The 18,724-nt window shown below is 70.9% G+C and carries 19 protein-coding genes; 6 read left to right on the forward strand and 13 right to left on the reverse strand.

The features are described 5' to 3' along the window. Nucleotides 1-4 precede the first annotated feature (4 nt). Nucleotides 5-1,729, forward strand: a complete 1,725-nt coding sequence (locus tag ACZ432_RS02650) for a hypothetical protein (protein ID WP_426964320.1) — start codon at nucleotides 5-7, stop codon at nucleotides 1,727-1,729. A 15-nt stretch (nucleotides 1,730-1,744) separates the two neighbouring features. Here ACZ432_RS02650 and ACZ432_RS02655 read toward each other — a convergent pair whose 3' ends face one another. From ACZ432_RS02655 to ACZ432_RS02665, 3 genes are all read right to left on the reverse strand, one after another. Continuing rightward, nucleotides 1,745-2,329: a DUF2150 family protein gene (locus ACZ432_RS02655; protein ID WP_426964319.1), complete on the reverse strand. Its 585-nt coding sequence runs from the start codon at nucleotides 2,327-2,329 to the stop codon at nucleotides 1,745-1,747. Nucleotides 2,330-2,428: 99 nt separating this feature from the next. Continuing rightward, the gene (locus ACZ432_RS02660) at nucleotides 2,429-3,283 is read right to left on the reverse strand and encodes a TatD family hydrolase (protein ID WP_426964318.1); all 855 of its coding nucleotides are present in this window, start codon (nucleotides 3,281-3,283) and stop codon (nucleotides 2,429-2,431) included. Between the two features lie 22 nt (nucleotides 3,284-3,305). Continuing rightward, nucleotides 3,306-3,890 (reverse strand): HIT family protein, encoded by a 585-nt coding sequence (locus ACZ432_RS02665; protein ID WP_426964317.1) that lies wholly within the window; start codon nucleotides 3,888-3,890, stop codon nucleotides 3,306-3,308. Nucleotides 3,891-4,139: 249 nt separating this feature from the next. Here ACZ432_RS02665 and ACZ432_RS02670 point away from each other — a divergent pair, with 249 nt between their 5' ends. Then, nucleotides 4,140-4,340: a DUF7835 family putative zinc beta-ribbon protein gene (locus ACZ432_RS02670; RefSeq protein WP_426964316.1), complete on the forward strand. Its 201-nt coding sequence runs from the start codon at nucleotides 4,140-4,142 to the stop codon at nucleotides 4,338-4,340. Between the two features lie 96 nt (nucleotides 4,341-4,436). Here the strand turns inward: ACZ432_RS02670 and map are convergent, their stop codons facing one another. From map to ACZ432_RS02695, 5 genes are all read right to left on the reverse strand, one after another. Continuing rightward, nucleotides 4,437-5,345: a type II methionyl aminopeptidase gene (gene map / locus ACZ432_RS02675; RefSeq protein ID WP_426964315.1), complete on the reverse strand. Its 909-nt coding sequence runs from the start codon at nucleotides 5,343-5,345 to the stop codon at nucleotides 4,437-4,439. Between the two features lie 122 nt (nucleotides 5,346-5,467). Next, nucleotides 5,468-6,295 carry an agmatinase gene (gene speB / locus ACZ432_RS02680; protein WP_426964314.1) on the reverse strand — a complete coding sequence of 276 codons (828 nt, stop codon included), beginning with the start codon at nucleotides 6,293-6,295 and terminating at the stop codon, nucleotides 5,468-5,470. 5 nt (nucleotides 6,296-6,300) lie between these two features. Then, nucleotides 6,301-6,678 (reverse strand): translation initiation factor IF-5A, encoded by a 378-nt coding sequence (locus ACZ432_RS02685; protein WP_058366500.1) that lies wholly within the window; start codon nucleotides 6,676-6,678, stop codon nucleotides 6,301-6,303. A 146-nt stretch (nucleotides 6,679-6,824) separates the two neighbouring features. After that, complete coding sequence (locus ACZ432_RS02690; protein WP_281176549.1) at nucleotides 6,825-6,950, reverse strand: hypothetical protein; 126 nt, start codon at nucleotides 6,948-6,950, stop codon at nucleotides 6,825-6,827. Nucleotides 6,951-7,049: 99 nt separating this feature from the next. Next, nucleotides 7,050-8,738, reverse strand: a complete 1,689-nt coding sequence (locus tag ACZ432_RS02695) for a PAS domain S-box protein (protein ID WP_426964313.1) — start codon at nucleotides 8,736-8,738, stop codon at nucleotides 7,050-7,052. Nucleotides 8,739-8,874: 136 nt separating this feature from the next. Between ACZ432_RS02695 and ACZ432_RS02700 the strand changes: the two genes are divergently transcribed. Both ACZ432_RS02700 and ACZ432_RS02705 read left to right on the forward strand, forming a co-directional pair. Next, nucleotides 8,875-11,058 (forward strand): hypothetical protein, encoded by a 2,184-nt coding sequence (locus ACZ432_RS02700; protein WP_426964312.1) that lies wholly within the window; start codon nucleotides 8,875-8,877, stop codon nucleotides 11,056-11,058. Between the two features lie 103 nt (nucleotides 11,059-11,161). Beyond that, nucleotides 11,162-11,632, forward strand: a complete 471-nt coding sequence (locus ACZ432_RS02705) for a hypothetical protein (RefSeq protein WP_426964311.1) — start codon at nucleotides 11,162-11,164, stop codon at nucleotides 11,630-11,632. Between the two features lie 32 nt (nucleotides 11,633-11,664). Here the strand turns inward: ACZ432_RS02705 and ACZ432_RS02710 are convergent, their stop codons facing one another. Beyond that, entirely contained in the window at nucleotides 11,665-11,832 is a 168-nt protein-coding gene (locus ACZ432_RS02710) for a hypothetical protein (protein WP_426964310.1), read from the reverse strand. A gap of 400 nt (nucleotides 11,833-12,232) precedes the next feature. Here ACZ432_RS02710 and ACZ432_RS02715 point away from each other — a divergent pair, with 400 nt between their 5' ends. Further along, nucleotides 12,233-12,835: a P-loop nucleotide/nucleoside kinase family protein gene (locus ACZ432_RS02715; protein WP_426964309.1), complete on the forward strand. Its 603-nt coding sequence runs from the start codon at nucleotides 12,233-12,235 to the stop codon at nucleotides 12,833-12,835. 410 nt (nucleotides 12,836-13,245) lie between these two features. Here ACZ432_RS02715 and ACZ432_RS02720 read toward each other — a convergent pair whose 3' ends face one another. The 4 genes from ACZ432_RS02720 to ACZ432_RS02735 form a co-directional block, all read right to left on the reverse strand. Continuing rightward, nucleotides 13,246-14,310, reverse strand: coding sequence for a deoxyhypusine synthase (locus tag ACZ432_RS02720; protein WP_426964308.1), 1,065 nt, complete (start codon nucleotides 14,308-14,310; stop codon nucleotides 13,246-13,248). An 84-nt stretch (nucleotides 14,311-14,394) separates the two neighbouring features. Next, entirely contained in the window at nucleotides 14,395-14,667 is a 273-nt protein-coding gene (locus ACZ432_RS02725; RefSeq protein WP_426964307.1) for a ubiquitin-like small modifier protein 1, read from the reverse strand. A gap of 88 nt (nucleotides 14,668-14,755) precedes the next feature. Further along, entirely contained in the window at nucleotides 14,756-16,102 is a 1,347-nt protein-coding gene (locus tag ACZ432_RS02730; protein ID WP_426964306.1) for a TrkA C-terminal domain-containing protein, read from the reverse strand. Further along, nucleotides 16,099-17,355 (reverse strand): potassium channel family protein, encoded by a 1,257-nt coding sequence (locus tag ACZ432_RS02735; RefSeq protein ID WP_426964305.1) that lies wholly within the window; start codon nucleotides 17,353-17,355, stop codon nucleotides 16,099-16,101. Before ACZ432_RS02735 ends, ACZ432_RS02730 begins: the two co-directional genes overlap by 4 nt. A gap of 203 nt (nucleotides 17,356-17,558) precedes the next feature. Here ACZ432_RS02735 and ACZ432_RS02740 point away from each other — a divergent pair, with 203 nt between their 5' ends. Continuing rightward, entirely contained in the window at nucleotides 17,559-18,713 is a 1,155-nt protein-coding gene (locus ACZ432_RS02740; protein ID WP_426964304.1) for an NAD-binding protein, read from the forward strand. Nucleotides 18,714-18,724: the final 11 nt, after the last annotated feature.

The following is an 18,724-nucleotide window of genomic DNA, read 5'->3' on the forward strand; positions in this document are numbered from 1 at the left end:
GACAATGGATCTTCGCCTGGCCGATCGGGGGCAGTCCGCACAGGTCGGGGCGGTGATCCTGTTCGGATTCCTCATCATCGGGCTCTCGCTGTATCAGGCGACCGTCGTCCCCGAGCAGAACCGGGGCGTCGAGTTCAACGCCTACCAGGAGGCGAGCGAGGACATGATCGACCTCCAGAACGACGTGATCGCGGCCGCGGGCCGCGACGTGAGCGTCGGCACCACGATCCGGACCGGCGTCAGCTATCCGGCCCGGGCGATATTCGTCAACCCCGGCCCGCCCGACAACAGGGTGACCGCGACCGCGGCGCGGAACGTCACGCTGGAGAACGTGACCGCGGTCGACGGCGAGGCGACGAACACGCGGACGTTCGTCGCCACGGCGCTCTCGGGGACGAACTACTCGACCCGAGACGTCGCGTTCCGGCCGGACTACAACGTGTTCGGCGGCCAGCCGGTCGTCGTCACCGGCCAGCAGGCGTACAGACACAGCGACGGTCGCCAGATCCCGTTGACGGGACAGTCGCTGCTGCAGGGCGACCGACTCACGCTCACGTTTGTGGAGGGTGACGTCTCGGCCGGCGGCGACGCGGTCGCGCTGACGACCGACCCCGTGAGCGCGACCGAGCGGACGGTGACGATTACGGGCGAGAACGACGACCCGATCAGGCTCCGGCTCGACGCGCCGCCGGGGATCTCCGCCTCCGAGTGGGTGAACCGGACGGGCCAGTCGCTGCTCGCGAACCCCCGCGTCGACGACGTGAGCGCGACCGCGGGCGGCCGCGTCGAGGTGACGCTGAACGGCACCCGGACCTACGAACTCCGCATGGCGCAACTGGAGGTCCGCGAGCGCAACGACGCGAGCGCGGTCGGCGAGCCGGGCGCTTCGTACGTCATCCCGAAAGGGTCCGCGACGCGGTCGCTACAGACCGGCGCCCGGACGGAACTCGCCTTCGAGGTGCGCGACCGCTTCAACAACCCCGTCTCCGGCGCGACCGTCGAACTCGCGGCGGACCGCGGAGAGTTCCTCGTCAACGGAACGCCGACCAACGCGACGACGGTCACCACGAACGAGGACGGCGCGGCGACCGTCGTCTACTCGGCGACCGACGGCGGTAACGCGCTCGCGGCCGGCGCGGACGCGGTCGACGCGACCGTCGACGGCGGCGGGAACCCCGCAGAGACCGCGACGATCGACATCGGCGTGACGTCGACCGGCGCCGGGACGGGCCCTTCCTTCGCCGATCTGCAGATCCTCGATGCCGTTCCGGACGGACCAAGCGGGGGAGACACGGGAGTGATCGTCGACCTCCGAAACAGGGGAACTGAGAACATCACGATAACCGGCATCCGGATCGACAAGACGAGCACTGGCGCGAACCGGCTCAAGGAGGATAGTGGCGGCGACGGCGGTTGGAACAGAGAGGTGTTCATCAACGTCGCAGACTCCGACCCGGATGCTCGGGACGCGAACGACGGCAATTACGAGGCGGGGGACCGCGGTAACAGCAACCTCGCGTTCGGAACGCAGGTGAGTCTGGACAACGAAGCCACGATCCGCGTCGACGAACGCGGAGAGATATACCTGTACGAGTTCCGGGGAATTCAGGGGCAGGGCCAAAACATCGAGCCGATCTCCATGGACGGCCAGTACCTGCGGTTCACGATCTTCTTCGAGACGGAGGACGGCACGCAGGACGAGACGACCGCGACGGTGTTCGTCTTCTGAGGAACCGCGGCGGTCTCAGCCCTCTTCTTCGACGACTTCCGGGTCCTCCAGCGCGGACTGGAGCGAGTCGAGCCCGTTGACCCACTCGGAGACGAGGCCGTACTCGAACTCCTCCAGGAGGTCCACGTCCAGCGTGTCGCCGTCGATGACGCGCGTGCCGGCCTGCACGACGTAGCCCAGCGCGGCGTCGAGGTCCTCGTCGGCCTCCGCGCCGGCCGCGGCGCGGACGAACTCGTCGACGTCGCCCTCGGTGGGGCCGGCGACGATGTACTCCTCGGCGGCGTAGAAGACGGGGACGAGCGAGGTCTGGACGCCGTCGATCAGCATCAGCTTGTCCTCGTCGTCGAAGTCGACCTCCGAGAGCACGATGTCGCGGACGTCGCCGAGTTCCTCGACCGCGCGGTCCTCGTCGACCCGCCCCTCCTCGTAGGCGGCGAGGATCTTCGCGACCGCGATTGCGGCGTCGTCCTGCAGGTTCAACAGGAGTCGAGCGGAGTCCTCGTTCTCGGGATCGAGGTCCTCCTCTTCGACGCGGTCGAGCCAGTTCTGCCAGCGTTCGGCGGAGTAGAAGGTCTCTATTCCCTCCTCCTCGTCAGTCATGTCCCGAACGTCGCCCGCACCACTCAAAGGCCTTTCCGATCCCTCGGCTCCGCGTCCCGGCGTGACACGGACTGCTCGAAACGGCGGCCGTGAGAGGATTCAGCGGTCCAGCGTCGCCTCGGTGTCGATCCCGTACACCTCGCGCGGCGTCTCGACGTGCGCGGTCCGCATGGCCGCCCCGTACCCCTCTTCCAGGAGCCAGCGCGTCCGGCGCGGGACCGTCTTCGGACCGAGCACCATCCCCGGCTTGTCGGGGTCGTCCACGAAGTCCGTCTCCATCAGGAACGGCTCGCCGGCCTCGGCCGCGGTCAGGAGGCGGTCCTTCTCGCTCATCACGCTCGGCGTCGGGCCGCGGAGCCGCCCGCCCGCGTAGTGCTTGACGACCTTCTGTGCCGGGAGGCCGCGCGCCTCGGCCCACTCGGCCAGCTCCGTGAGGTCCTCGCTGGCCTCGGTGTGGAGCTGGACCGCGCAGTCGCGTTCCGCGCCGAGCTCGAACGCGCGCTTCGTGACGGCGTTCGAGGCCTCCCAGACCGCGTCGCTCACGTCGTAGTGCGGCCGGCCGGACTTGAGCGCGAGCGCGCGCCCGTCCGCGACGAACTCCGCGGCCACCTCCAGCCCGCCGCACATCAGGTCCCTGGCCGCCTCGGGTGAGAAGCCGCGCTCGTCGACGAGCCGGCTGATCAGGCCGGGGTGGACGCCGAGGACCGGCCACGCGCGGCCGGGGAGGACCTCGGTGGCGTCCGCGACCGCGTCGAGCGTCTCCGCGAACACCGCCCGGAAGTCCTCGGGCTCGTCGGCCTCGACGCCGAGGTGCCAGGAGGGCTTGTTGACCACGAGCAGGTGGGTGCCCCCGACGCGCGCGAAGTCCTTCACCGCCTCGACGCCGCGGGCGTGCCGCGGGTCGAGGTGGAGGTGGTTGTCCAACACCGGGGTACCGAGGTCGCCGTCGCTCATGGACGGGCGTTCGGGCGGCCGCCTAAAAGGAGACGCGGACCGCGTCGGTCGGGTCGCTCGCTCCCTCGTCCGCGTCGTCCGCCGGCGCGCCCGCGGCGTCTCCGTCGACCGCGCAGTCGAGGTCCGCGAACGCCTCGCGCAGGTGCGCCCACGTCCGGTCGACGGCCTCGACGATCACCTTCGTGTCGCTCACGACCGGCATGAAGTTCGTGTCGCCGCTCCACCGAGGAACGACGTGCGTGTGGACGTGCTCGTCGATGGAGCCGCCGGCCGCGCCGCCCCCGAGGTTCATCCCCGTGTTGACGCCGTCCGGGCCCATCGCGTCCTCCATCGCGGCGATCGTCGCCGCCTTCAGCTGCCCGTGCTCGAGCATCGCGGCGTCCGACAGGGCGCCCCACGCGTCGAGGTGGTCGTAGGGGATCACCATCGCGTGGCCGGGGTTATACGGCGCGTTGTTCAGGAGGAGGAAGTTGTGGTCGCCGCGCGCGACGATCCGGGAGTCACGGTCGTCGGCCCGCTCCGGCAGCACGCAGAAGGGACAGCCGTCGATCGGGTCCGCCTCGCGCTCGACCCACTCGATGCGCCACGGTGCGTAGAGCCGTTCCATGCCGACAGGGAGAGGGGGCGCGCCTTCAACCTTCCCGGTCGGACCCGCCGTCCCGACGCACGACACCTCGACCGCGTCCGGGCCGGGGCGTCTGTGGCGGCCTGCAGCACCGACGCTCGCCACGCCGCGTCGTCGGTGACTCCGGCGGGTGCGGGCTGCTCCCGCCGGAATCGGCCACCGGATCCACTCCGTTAGTTTCAATATTCCTTCAAGAGTCTTTATCCGGGCTTCCCGAATAACGGAGTCCACATGGCGACACAACCCTCCGACCCGGACGTCGTTCGTGAGGCCTGTTCGGAGTGCGGCCGGGAGACGGTCCACGACGTGAGCGTCGAGATCCGGACGGAGAGCGAGAAGGACGAGAACGCGCAGTTCTCGCGCGAGCCGTACCGGATCGCGACCTGTACGGAGTGTGGCACCGAAACCGCGACGCGGATGAACAACGCCTGACCGTCTTTTGTGAACCGCTCGCGGACCGCGTCGGCCGCGGGGGCCCTCGGCCTCGAGGGCCTCGACGACGAGTCGCCTCGACCGCGGCCGGCGGGGTTAGTCGAACGAGTGGATGCCTGCGGTCGTGACCTCGATACCGTCCTCGGTCACGAGCAGCGTGTGTTCCGCCTGACTGACGAGCTGTCCCGCCTCCTCCTTCAACACCGGGTACCCCTTGACCACGTTCTTCTGTTTCAGGCGCTTGAGGGCCATCTCGGTGCCCGCGCCCTCCAGCCACCGCGCGGCGAACGGGAGGTCGTCGAACGCCTCGATCTGCTCTAACGCCTTTCGGGCGCGCCGGTCGCGGACGCTCCGGTCGCTCACCTGCTCGTAGATCTCCTCGGTCGTCCCCTCGCCGACCTTGCCGCGGCCGTCGGTCGCGAACGGCTCGATGGCGACCGCCTGCCCCGGTTCGAGCTCCACGGAGCGGTCGACGCCGCGGTTCGGGACGTTTGGTCCCGTGTGTGCGTCGTACTTCTGTACGCCGTGCCCGGAGAGGTTGAGGACGGGCGTGTAGCCGTAGCCGCGGATCACGTCCTCGATGGCCGCGCCGATCTCGCCGACCGGCACGCCGGGACCGGCCTCCTCGAGCGCCGCCTCCAGCGCCATCTCCGAGGCCTCGACGAGTTCGTCGGTCCCCGAGAGGTCGACCGTGACGGCCGCGTCGGCGATGTAGCCGTCGACGTGGACGCCGACGTCCAGACAGACCATGTCGCCGTCGCCGAACTCGGTGTCGTCCCCGCGGCCCGGCGTCGCGTGGGACGCCTCCTCGTCGACGCTGATGTTGACCGGGAACGCCAGTCCGGCCCCCTGGTCGCGGACGTGGTCTTCGGCCCACTCCGCGACTTCGAGGTGGGTGACGCCCGGCTCGACCATCTCCCGGGCCTCGTTCATCGTCTCCACGAGGACCGCGCCGGCCTCCCGATAGCTCTCGACCGCGTCGTCGTCGAGGGGTCCGTGACTCATGGCTCGCGGTTGGCGGAGAGTCGGGAAAGAGGTTGCGGGACCGCACGACGGACGCGGTCCCGCCGGCCGCGGTTCGAGCGGCGGCTCCGGCGGCGGTCCGCTCGCCCGCCGCGGCGTGGGCGCTACCGGTCCGCCGCGGCGTGGGCGTGGACGAACTCCCGCAGGAGCTTCCCGCCGAGCGCCGCGGCCTGTCCGTCGTCGCGGTCGTTCACCTCGACCACGTCGAACCCCGTGGCCGCGGGCGCGACCGCTCGCACCGCGTCGCGCATCTCGCGGGGCGAGAGCCCGAACGGCTCCATCGTCCCCGTTCCGGGGGCGAACCCCGGGTCGGCGCCGTCGATGTCGACGGAGAGGTAGACGGATTCGCCGGCGAACGCGTCGGGACCGAGGCCGTCGATCCACGCGCGGGCGTCCTCGGGCGCGACGACCTCCACGTCGGGTTCGGCGGCGCGGTCCCACTCCTCGGGCGACCCGGTGCGTGCGCCGACGACGGTGACTCGGTCGACGCCGAGGTCGTCGAGCGCGCGGCGCGTGACGCAGGCGTGGTTCAGCGGGTTGCCGTCGTAGGCGTCCCGCAGGTCGAGGTGCGCGTCGAGCACGACGAGCGCGTCAGGTTCCACGGCGTCGACGCCCGCGTGGGTGACGGTATGCTCGCCGCCGAGCGCGAGCGGAACGGCGTCGTCGATGACCGCTGCCCGGAGCTCGCCGGCGAGATGGTCGAGGTAGCTCTCCACGTCGTCCCACGGCGCCACGTCGCCCGCGTCGTGGACGCCGAGCGCGGAGAAGCGGCTGTCGGTGCGGCGGTCGTAGTCGTCGAAGGTTTCGGAGAAGCGCCGGATCCGGTCCGGTCCGAACCGGGTGCCCGGCTGAAACGTGGTCGTCGCGTCGAGGGGCGCGCCGACGACCACGTAGGAAGCAGCTTCGCGGTCGGCGGTCGCGCCGGGGAACATTGCGACTACCCGACGACTTTCCGCTGGCCCTCGTACTCGAGGTACTCGATGTTGTCGTCGGAGGTGAAGTCCTCGTCCTCCGGGATGCGCATCGTGAACGTCTCGTAGGTGTCGAGGTCCATGACCTGCGCGTCGTCGCCGGAGACGGAGACGACCTGACCCTGCTTCCGCTCGATTATCGGGACCCACACCTTCGCGTCGACCGGCTGCGAGAGCGAGCGCTTCTTGTCGTCGAAGACGCCCTTCCCCTCGATGCGAGCCTTCGCGCTGCCGTGCTTCCCCGGCTTCGCGGTGCTGTAGTGGTTGATCTTGCAGGGCGAGCTGTCCATCATGACGTAGCTCCCCTCCTGGAGTTCGCGAACCTGCTTCTGCTCTCGCGGCATACACACCGATTCCCGTCGGCCGGGTATAAACGGTTTGGAACGCGCCGGACGCTGCGGATCCCCGGCTCTTCGGAGGCGTCGGTCAAGCAGCCTGACGACCGCGCCGACGCCCCCGCTCACGGCGCCGGGAGCGCCACCGCGGCGGTTCACAGGACCGATCGAACGAGGAGGAAGAGGAACCCGAACGCGAACAGCCCGAGCAAGGCGATCGTCGCGACGACCACGGCCGGGGCGAGCTTCTCCTCGTCCTCGTCGAGGATGTACGCTTCCATGGGCGGAGTTGCGCGTCCCCCGGCTTACCGCTTTCGGGCGCGGTCGGTGTCGAAGGTCGTCGCTTCGGACCGCCGAACCGGCCGAGGTTGAGACGGGACCTATGCGTCGTCGACCGGCGTCACGAACGCGAGGACGCTCCGCGGGTCGCCGTCGTCCCCGACGACGGTCCGTACGTGCCACTCGAAGCGGCACACCGTCCCGTCCGCGGTCACGCTCCGTCGGACGAACGAGGTCGGCTCGTCGCGCGGGACGCGCTCGGCCCACGAGGCCGTCACCTCCGCCTCGTCCGCGTCGGGGACGAGCGCGGCGACGTGTCGGCCGACCGCCTCGGCGGCGTCGTAGCCGAACAGCGCCGACGCGCGGTCGTTCCAGCGCCGGATCTCGAGGTCGGGCGACAGCTCCAGGACCGCCGTCGGCGACTGCTCGAACAACGTCCGCGCGCTTCGCGTCTTTCGTCGGAGTTCGGTCTCGCGCCGGCGCCGCGTGCGGTTCGTGAGCGCCAGGACGAACTGGTCGGCCAACTCGCCCGCGAACCGGCGCTCGTCCTCGGTCCACTCGCGGTAGTCGCCGACGGTCTCCGCACACAGCACGCCGACGACCTCGCCGCCGCGGCGCACCGTCGCGTCGAGCATCGACTCGATCCCCTCCGGATCGAGGTACGACTCGGTCAGCCCCGCGGTCCGCGGGTCCGCGGCGGCGTCCGCGGCGGCGACCGCCCGGCGGTTGATCAGCGCCTCGAAGTAGTTCGGGTACGCCTCGGCAGACAGCGTCATGCCGGACTCGTGAACGCCCTCGTCCCGCTCGAACAGGTCCAGACACGTCATCGTCTCGCGGTCGTCGCCGAACAGCCACACCGACGCGCGTGCGACCCCGAGGACCGAGACCATCGTCTCGGCGATCAGCGCCGCCGCCTCGTCCACGCGCCCCTCCACGACCGCCTCGTGCGTCGAGAGGTCGACGACCGCCTCACGCTGGCGGCGCCGCCGGTCACGCTCGCGGTACGTCTCCGTCACGTCCCGGAAGATCAGGACGACGCCGACGACGGCGTCGTCCTCGTCGGTGATGGGCGAGGCGCTGTCGGCGATGATCCGCTCGTCGCCCTCGCGGGTCCGCAGCACCGTCCCGTTCGCGAGCCCCACGGTCCGGCCGTGTTCGAGCACCTCCTCGACCGGGCTCTCCATCGGCTCGCCGGTCTCCTGACTGGCGATGTCGAACACCTCCGGGAGCGGGCGCCCGACGGCGTCCTCGCGCTCCCAACCGGTCAGGTCCTCGGCGACGCCGTTCATGCGCTCGATCGCTCCGGTCTCGTCGGTGGCGATCACCGCGTCGCCGATGGACTCCAGCGTGATCCGCAGGTTCTGCTCGCGGCGCTCCAGCGCGGTCCGCGTCCGGTGGTGCGCGACCTCCTGTTCGATGGCCTGCACCAACACCCCGTATTGGGCCGTCGGGTCGCCCCCCTTCTGGAGGTAGCGGTCGGCGCCGAGGTTCAGCGCCTCGACCGCCACCTCCTCGCGCCCGCGGCCGGTGAAGATGATGAACGTCACGTCCGAGTCGCGCTGCTCCCGCAGCGTGCGGAGGAGTTCGAGCCCGTCCATCTCGGGCATCTGGTAGTCCGAGACGACCGCGTCGAAGGAGCGCTCCTCGAGCAGGTCCAGCGCGGCGGGAGCGCCCTTCGCGGTCGTGACCGCGAGCGCGTCGTTCTCGGACTCCAGAAACTGCTCCGTCAAGTCGAGCAGCGCCGGGTCGTCGTCGACGTAGAGGACGGAGATGGAGGGGTCGGGAGCCATGATACGCGGAACCGGGTTCGCCTCCGCGTTTTTCCTCGGGGGTCAAAAGCTTGCGTATGACGGCACGGCCGTCGTGCGCCCCGGCGCTCGGGGGAACAGGGATATAGCTACCAGCCCTTGGTAACAACGAACACACATGACTGAACCGGACGAACCGGACACCGACCGCCCCGACGAGCGCCGCCGGCGCCTCCTCGCGTACGCCGGACTGGCGGCGCTCGGCGGCGTCGGGGTCGCGGGCGCGTGGACGGTCTCGCGGGGCGACGAGCAACCGGACGCGGGTACGCCGGAGGGGACGCCGACCTCCGATCCGGACCCCGTGACGGACGCCGAGCCGAACGCGGACGTTCCCGAGCGCGTCCGTCGGTACGCCCCGGACCTCTACTTCGGGGCGCTCGAGAAGTGGTTCCCGACGGACCCGCGTCCGTACGTCGTCCAAGCCGGGGAGAGGCGCGAAGTGGACGGCTTCGCGGCGCTCGACGGGTACAGTGCCGCGTTCGCGGAGACCGGCTCTCCGCCGGCACCGGTGGCGTTCTACAACGTCGTCGAGGCGGCCCCGGGCGTCGACGCGATTCAGTACTGGTTCTACTCGGCGTTCGACCAGTTCACGGTCAACTTCCACTGGCACGACTGGGAGCTCCTGCAGGTGTTTCTCGACCGCGAGACCGACGACCCGCTGCTGGTGTCCGCGAGCGCGCACGCGAGGGGGACGCCGAACAACGAGTTTCTGGACCCGGACGTCAGCGACGGCCGACGAGTCGGCGTCCTCTCGGAGGTCGGCTCCCACTCCAGCGCCAGCGAGGTGAACGACGTGGTTCCGAGCTTCGAGCGCCTCCCGACCGACGACTGGGTCTCGGACGTGACCAACGACGCGATCGAGGTGACGGAGGGGCTCGCGGCCCCGTTCGCCTACGGCCTCCCGCGCGGCGAGGGGGCGCGGCTCCCGTTCGTGATGCCCGAGTTGGACGGCCACCGGCTCGACGAACATCCCGACCTGTCCGTCGGGCGGGACGACTTCGTCGACGAGCGCGTCACGGTGGGCGACTGGCGCGGGCTCCCGCGACCGCCCGCGGAGATCCCCCTGCGGGAGCCGGGGCTCGTGCTCGCCCCGCCGGACAGCCCGACGGACGCGGACGCGACGTACGCGCTGGAGCCGCTCGACGCCGTCCGCGAGGCGGTCGACGACTTCGTCGGTCCGCAACTCAGCTTCGAGTTCGCGGTCCCCGGATTCGCGGAGGACCGCCTCGCGAGCCATATCACCTCTGTCGGCATCCCGTGGGAGCAGGAGCGGTACGCGGACCCCCTCGCGGACGTGACGGACCCCGCGCACCGCCGGCGGATCGACGGCGCCGAGCCAGCGGGGCTGCGGAACCGCGTGGTCGGTCGCGTCCGGCAGCTCCGGGCGGGCGCGGAGGGGGCGCTCGACGGCACGCTCGGCAGCGGGTCGGACGCGCTCGGGGACGCCGCGACCGTCTCCCTGTTCGCACTCCCGGTGGAGGCGGCGGTGCGACTCGCGAGCGAGGGGCCGGAAGTGACGGTCACCCGCGGCGGCACCTTCGGCTACCTGCACGTCGAGCCGGGCGACCACCACCTGACGGTCAACGCGCCCGGCGTCGCGCCGCTCGCGCAGGGGTTCGTCCACGAGGGCGGCACCCTCCGCGCCGGCGCGGGCGGGGAGCTGACGGTCGTAGCCAACGAGGACGCGGGCTGGATCCGCGGCGACGGCCGCGACGCGACCGGCATCGAGTCGGTGCGGGTCGTCGAGGACTACGCCGGCGTCGTCTACGAGGGCCGACCGTCCGAACCGGACCGCTTCGCGGTCGCGGTCCACCGCGAGGGGCGCTACACGGTCGAGGTCGTCGACGCCGACGGTCGCCCCGGCGCCTACCGCGTCACGCCCGAGACGTTCGGCGACGGCACCGAGGCGGTCCGCGAGCGCGTCGAAACCGGGAAGGCGCCCCTCGCGACCACGCTCCGCGAGGAGGTCGCCGCGGTGCGCGACCTCGCCCGAGACCTCGCGGACGGGAGTGGGTCCGACGACGGGGACGCGGACCGCGAGCGAACCCGCGAGAACACGGTTCTGAACCGCCTCTCTCAGGCCGCCGAGGAGGCGACCGCGGCCGCGGACGCCGCCGCGGAGGGGGACGCCGAGACCGCGAACGACCGCCTCGCGACCGTCCGCGACCTGCTCGACGAGGCGCGCGAGTCGCTCTGGAGCGACCAACAGGAGGTCTACGGCACCGACGAGATCATGGCGCTCGAACCGCGCCTGCTGACGGTGCTGGAGCGGGCCGAGACGGCGCTGGAGACGGGGATCTGAGGCGGCGACTCTCGATCGAGGGTCGGGACGAGCCCCGACGGGAGAGCTCTTTCAGTGACCCAGACCGAACTCGCGATACGTCGGGCGACACGTTCAGACAACTATGGACGACCGTGACTCACGGACGACGGTAGATCGGGAGGCGTGTTTCGAGACGGCGTGCCGGTTGATGAACAAGGTCGTCGAGCAGAAGAACGACGATCCGATCGAACTCAGGATAGCGGAGAACGAACTGGACCACCTGATGGCGGCGCTCGAGTATTACCGTCAGACCGTGGATCCCAGCTCCGGTGACGTCCTGATCGCGACCGAGTATACCTGTCCGGGCTGTGGAAGCGATGAGACGTTCCGAGCACAGGAGGGCGACGTTTCCAGAATCGCAGACCACCCCGACGTCGGTATCGAAGTGTTCGCGGTCGACGGGATAGCTCAGTGCACCGAGTGCGCGTTGCAGGTGGTAGTCACCCAGTTCGAACCGGTCGGATCGAACGGGTTCGACGAGGCCGCCTGGGAAGACCTGTACGAACAGCAGTACCGAAGCAGAGAGGTCGTAGAGAGAGTCTCGACGGAGTGAACGGTCGATCCGCGTCCGAGACGGCGCGAGCGTCACGCGTTCAGGCCCCGGTCGATTTCGCCGTCGAGGTACCGAGCGAGAACGATGCCCTCCCACAGGTCGTCGAGACCACGTTCGAGCGCCTGCTCGGACAGTTCGGACTCCGCAAGGCTGCGGACCTCAGCGATTTCTCGAACTCTGTCGGAGCTCTCGGCCGCCATACCGATCGGTTACTCGGCGACTTTCTGAAATCCGTGTCCGCCTCACCGGTGAGCGATTGGCCGGGGCTCGTGCCTACCGTGGCAGCAGTCGTGCTCCTCCGTGATCCGCTTCTCGTTAAAAGCTGGCCTCGGCACTCATAGGGCTCGTCATCGCCGGTGCCGAGGCGGCTCGGAGCGGTGCGTCGTCATCGGCCGCGCGGTCGTACGCCCGCGGTCGGGTTAAGTCCGCGGCTCCGGGGGCGGGCCGGGCCGTCGTCGCCCGTCCCGCCGAGATCTCCCCGCCCCGTGCCACCGCGTCGCGAGCGCACGCGCGAGGGGAACCTTCATTTACTCCACGGCAGTGATCGGTTCCGAATGAGTACCGCGCCGGGGCGAGGGCGAATCCGGGGGAGCGAGTCGGATGGCTGAGAGCGGGCGACCGCGGTCGGGGGTCGCGGGGGACGAGACGGACGCCGACTCCGACGACGCCGCCGCGGCGGACCCCGACGCGACCGCGGCCGCCGTGACCGACGACGGGCCGGCGCTGGTCGTCGTCTGCGGCCTGCCGGGCGTCGGCAAGACGACCGTCGCGCGCCGCGTCGCCGAGCACGTCGACGGCGAGGTCCTGCGGACGGACGCGATACGCAAGCAGCTGTTCCCGGACCCGGACTACACCGACGCGGAGACCGAGCGGGTGTACGGCGAACTGATCGACCGCGCCGCGGAGGAGGTCGCGGACGGCGAGAGCGTCGTCCTCGACGCCACGTTCGCGCAGGCCCGCTTCCGCGAGGACGTGCGCGCGGCCGCCGCCGAGCACGGGGTCCCCTTCCGGCTCGTCAAGGTCGAGTGCGAGGTGGACGTGGTCGAAGAGCGCATCGCGGCGCGCGACGGGCTCTCGGACGCCGACTTCGAGGTCCACCTCATGTTCCGCGATGAGTACGACCCCGTCGAGAGCGAGCACGCGGTCGTGGACAACTCGGGCGCCGAGGCGGCGACCCGCGATCGCGTCGACGACCTCTTCTGACTGCGGCGCGACGGCGCTCGTTCTTCAGAAAAGCACCGCAAGCGGCGCGTCAGCGCACGACGCCGTTGGCGGCGTCCACCAGGTTGCGGAGCCGCCGCGTGTCGCCCGCGTCGAACGTCGCCGGGGCGCGCGCCACGGCCTCCGCGCCGGTCGTCGGGCGGTCGTCGCTCGGTGCCTCGCTCTCGGCCGGGGTGTCCGCACCGGGTGGCGCGGTCTCGTCGCGCCACCGGGCGTCCGTCGACCGCGTGGCAGTGGGTCCGTTCGGTCCGTCCGATTCCGTCGTCGCCGCCCGACTACTCGTGTACTACGGGTGCCATCACGCTACCCTGCGCCCTCTACAGTCATAAACGTTCGTGAAGAATCGGTCCTTGCCGGGCGACCGCGGACACGGACCGCCGGCGGAGCCGGAACTACTCGATCCGCTCGCGGGCGGCCGCGACCAGCAGCGGGAGCATCACGGTCGCGTCGCCGTGGACGGAGGCGTTGCGTGCGTCCCGCTCCAGTTTCCCCCACGAGCGCGCTTCCTCCAGGCTCGCGCCCGAGAGGCCGCCGGTCGCCTCGGGGTCCATCGTGATCTGGACCGCGTAGTCGTACGCACGCGGCGTGACGAGCATCGTCTGGAGGGTGAAGTTCTTCGGGACGCCGCCGCCGACCAGCAGGCAGCCGGCGTCGTCGGCGTCGAACGCCAGGTCCGTCAGCGCGGTCATGTCCGCGAGCGCGTCCAGCGTGAGGTCACCGGTCTGTGCGTACATCCACGCCTGCAGGCCCAGCACCGAGTCCTGAACGGCCGGGCAGTAGATCGGCACGTCGTTCTCGTAAGCCGCCGCGGCGACGCCCGGCGCCTCGGCCACGTCCTCGCGCTCGTTGACCTCGGCGTTTGCGCGCCCGAGTTCGCGGCAGAGGCGCTCGATGGAGACGGTCCCCTCCGCCTCCAGCGGCGGGAACACCTCCTCGCGGAGGTGCGACTCGAACAGCGCGAAGTGCTCCTGCGGGAGGTAGACGTTGTAGATGCGGTCGACCTCCTCGTCGCGGAGCGTCTCGTCGTGCTCGCGGGCGGACTTCTCGGGGTCCCCCTCGCGGCCGTGGTGGTGCTTCCCGCCGATGGCCTCGATGGCGTCGTGGGTGAGGTTCGCGCCCGTCGTCACCAGCGCGTCGACGTAGCCGTCGCGGATCAGGTCGGCGACGACCGCGCGCATCCCGGTCGGAATCATCGCGCCCGCCAGCGACAGGAAGACGGTGCAGTCGTCGTTGCCGAGCATCTCCGCGAGCACGTCGCCCGCCTCGTGGACCGACGCCGCGCCGATGCCGGCGTGGCCGTACTGCTCGACCAGTTCCGAGACGGTCATTCCCCCCGCTACGCGCGTGTGTCCGAGCGGGTCCTCGGAGAACTCCTCGCGGTGGGGCGCGTGGTGGCCCGCGTGGTCCTCGTCGTGGCCGTCCGCGTGGTCCTCGTCGTGACCCTCGTCGTCGCTCATAGTCCCACTCCGCGACGGGCGCGTTTGAAAAGTCCGGTTACGCGCCACGCGGGCGGCAGGGGACCGGAGACCGGCCGTCCACGGTTACCCGCCGCTGACCGGCGGGAACAGCGCCAGTTCGTCGCCGGGCGAGAGCTCCGTCTCCAGCCCCTCCTCGTGAGCGACGTTCGAACCGTTCACGAGGACGTTGATGTGGTCCGCGAGTTCGTCCCCCTCCATGATCCGGTCGCGTAGATCGGGATGTGCGGCCAGCAGGGCGTCGAGCGCCTCCTCGACCGTGTCGCCCGGTTCGGCGTCGACGGTCACCGTGCGTCCGCCGGCGATCTCCGAGAGGTCGGCGAACAGTTTCCACTCCATACCGGACAGCCCACGGCCGCGCGTAAGAGGATTGCGTCCGCCCCGGCTCCGTGCCGGTAGGACGGATCGCGTCGCCCGCCGACCGGCCTCACTCGCCGTCATCGACGCCGTCACCGTCGTCCACGTCGTCGGACCCGGTGACGGCGTCAGCGTCGCTCTCCCCATCTTCGCCGTCCGCGGCGAGCGTCTCGAAGCGGCGGAGCTCGTCCGGCCGCCCCACCAGGTAGACCGTATCGCCCGCGGCGAAGGCGTAGGCGCGCGGCGGGATGGCCTGAACGCTCCCCTCCGGGGGACGGACCGCGGCGACGACCGCCGCCACGTCCGCGACGGTGGTCCCGACGAGGGAACTCCCCGGCTCGACGCGGACCGCGCTCATCGTCTCGTCGGCACTCCGCAGGACGGTCGCGAACTCGCGGTCGGCCCGCTGCTCCGCGGGCAGGGTGGCCAGCCGGTAGACCGTCCGGTCGTCGAGCGCGGACGCGTCCGCCTCGTCCAGCGCCAGCGTCGCCACGTCGCCGGCGGTCGCACGGAGCTCCGCGGTGGCGACGCGCTTCGGGCGCTGATCCGCCTCGCCGGACTCTCCCGCACCCGCCGCTTCCGCTTCGTCCGGTGTGCCCCCCGGCTTCCAGACCTGCACCACGTCGCCCGGCGTCGCGGCGTTGGCGGGGTCGGCGGTCACCGCGACCGCGGCGGTGCCGGGCGCGAGCGTCGGGCCGATGCCGGCGGCCCGAGAGCCGAGCGCGAGGAACTCCACCTCGCCCTCGGCGGTCACGTCGACGTCGACGTAGCCGACGCCGTAGTCCTCCTTGATCCGGGTCACGAGCCGGTCGCGGAGCTCCTCGACAGTGAGCCGGCGCGGGAACAGCAGCGTCTTGTCGGCCATCTCCGTCTTCGTCTCGGGGTCGACCGGCTCGTAGGCGTCCATGTCGCCGATGTCGTCGACCGCGGGGAGCGTCACCGGCGTCACGCGGCCGATGGTCCGGACCACGTCGCTCACCTCCCCCTCGAGCCGCTTCCCGCCGGTGACCGCGAAGAAGTTCGTCGCGAGCCCGTCGCCGAGGTGGAGTCCGACGGGCGCCGCGGCGGCCGCGACGCCGATGGCGACGACGTTGAAGAACACCGCGTCGAGCCGGAGGAGTTCGTACTCGGTGCCGCCGATGACCGCCCCGAGCGACGCCGTGTTGAGGTAGAGCGCGACGACCGCGACGCCGACCAGCGCGGCGATGCCCTCCCCCACGCGCTCGCGGAAGTACCACCGGTACGCGACGGCGGCGCTCCCCGCTGCGACCGCGGCCACGACCGCGAACGTGACCAACGTCGCCGCCGCCCGCATCGGCTCGTTGAACGTGACGCCGCCGGAAGCCTGCAGGACCGCTCCGCTCGCGTCGGTGGCGATACTGCTCACGAGGTCCGCGGGGACGAGCGCGGGGGTCACGTCGCCACCTCCGTGAAGCCGTCGAGCGCCTCGCGCGTCCCGACGACGAAGAGCTCGTCGCCCGCGGACAGCGTCGCGCCGCCCCGCGGGGCGACCGTCCACGTTTCCGCCTTCGCGGCGACGACGACCACGTCGTACGTTTCACGGACCGCGGCGTCCGCGAGCGAGTGCCCGTCGAGCGGGCCGTCGGCCCGAACCGTCATCCGCCGGAACCGCTTGCCGGCCCGGCGCAGCAGCGTCGTCAGCTCGAACTCCCGGTGCGTGCCACGCGAGGCCACCAGCACCCGCCCGCGGTCGACCGACAGCAGTGTGCTCGCCTCCGCGCGGTCGACGGCGAGCGTGACGCGGCCCTCTCCGCCCGTGGTCGTCGGCGCACTCGGTGGCGGGGCCTCCGCCGCTGCACCCTCGCCGCCGTCGGTCCGCGGTACCCCATCACCGCCGGCTGCAGTCCCCGGCGAGGCGGACGCCGGGTTCGGCTTTGCGGCCGGTCCGCCGGACTTCGCGGAGAGCACTGTTCCCTCGACGGCCCCGTCGTCGGTGAACACGCGGACCTCGTCGCCGCGGGCGATCCCCGTCGGAACGAGCGCAGAGACCGAGACCGCACGCTGGCCGGGCGGGACGCGCTTCGAGAGTCCGCCCATCGGCGGCGCGGCGCTGACCGTCGCTCGCGCCCGCTCGTCGATGGTGACGGCCACGTCCGGGAGGTCGTACTCGGTTTTGAGACGGTCGGCGAGTCGCGTTTCCAGCTCCGAAAGCGGCACGTCCGCCGGGAACTTCCACTCGCCGTCGGTGATCTCGGCTCGGATCGCCGCCGGGAGCGGCGGGTAGCCCTCCATGTCGCCGACCGATCCGGCGATGTCGATCCGGACCTGTCCACGGCCGCCGACGCGCTCGATGACGTCCGCGGAGAGGGTGCGGTCGCGGATCGTGCGCAGGGACATTCGGCGCGGCGCCGTCGCGCCGAGCTTGTCACCCTGCGCGTGGGCGTACAGCGAGAGCATCAACACGACCAAAATCGCGGTCAGCACCGCGGGAGCGCGCTCGGAGTTGCGCACGGTCGGGTCGTTGAGCGCGAGCAGGCCGCCGTTGACCCCTGCAATAGCGAGCGCGAGGACGACGACACCGAAACCGGGGATCGTCACCCCCGTGAAGTACTTGAACACGAATCCGAGGACGCCGGCCACCAGCGCCGGCACGATCCCCGTCAGCACGCCGAGGTAGATCCCGTAGAGGATCTCGACCGGGAGCGTCATGCTCTCCCTCTTTCCCGGCACACCTAAACGCTTACCGCCGTCGGCGGTTCGCGGCGTTCCACACCGGTCCGCGGCAGTCCACGCCGGTTCGCGGCGGTCCACAGCGGCCACGCGGACCGGAGCCGGACCGAACGCCGCATAGGGTCGGCACCGCGGCGCGCCCGTCGCGTGGCGTTTAAGTTCGCAGTCCGCGACGAGCGGGTATGGGTCTGAGCCGGGAGTGGGTCACCGTGCGGGCGTCGATCGTGTTGACGTTCGCCGTCGCGGTGCTGTCGATCCTCGTCGGGCTCATCCACATCTCGACCGGCGGGGTCGCCGGCCCGCTCGCGCCGCACGTCCCGGACTGGGTGAAACAGACCGTCGGCTTCACGGGGACGCTGACGGGGTTCGCGATGCTCGGCAGCGGCTACGCGCTCAAGCGTGGCTACCGCGTCGGCTGGTACTCGACGGCGGTGCTGCTTCCGCTGACCGCGGTACAGGGGCTCCTGCAGACGTCGGCGTTCGCGTATCCGCTCGTCGCCCTGTCGTTGCTCTCGCTGCCGGGGCTCCTCATCAACCGCGGCCGGTTCACGCGGACGTACCGCCCGTCGCCGACGCAACTGGCGGCCGGAACCGCGCTCGTGACGGCGATGGGATACGGAACCTTCGGCTCCTTCGCGCTCCGCGATGAGTTCTCGGGGATCGAGACGGTCGTCGACGCGTTCTACTTCACGGTCGTCACCGCCTCGACCGTGGGCTACGGCGACATCTCGCCGTCGACCGACATCGGCCGGATGTTCGGCATCTCGGTGCTCGTGATCAACGTGGCCGCGTTCGCGGTGGCGCTCGGGGTCCTGCTCACGCCCGCGATCGAGGCGCAGCTCTCGAAGGCACTCGGAAAAATGACAGACAGACAGCTCGACCTACTCGAAAGCCACGTCCTCGTGCTCGGCTCCGGGGACCTGACGGAACCGATACTGGAAGAACTTGCGGACAGAGGCGTCCCGTTCGCGGTCATCACCGAGGATGACCGGACCGCTCGCCTGTTCGGCCAGGACGAAGTCCCGACGCTCACCGCCGACCCGAGCGACGTGGGACCGCTCGAGCGCGCGCGGATCGAGGACGCCCGCGCGGTCGTCGTCGCCACCAACGACGACGCGAAGGACGCGCTGGCGATCCTCACCGCACGCCAACTCAACCCCTCGATCCGGATCGTCGCGGCCGCGACACAGCGCGAGAACGTCGACAAACTCCGCCGCGCCGGCGCGGACCACGTCATCTCGCCGTCGACGCTCGGTGGCCATCTCCTCGTCGACTCCGCGTTCGGCGGCGACAGCGAGGAGGTCGCGGACGAGATTATGGGCGAGGAGGACGAGTAGGGCCCGGCGAT

It is taken from the genome of Haloparvum alkalitolerans (assembly GCF_055381565.1).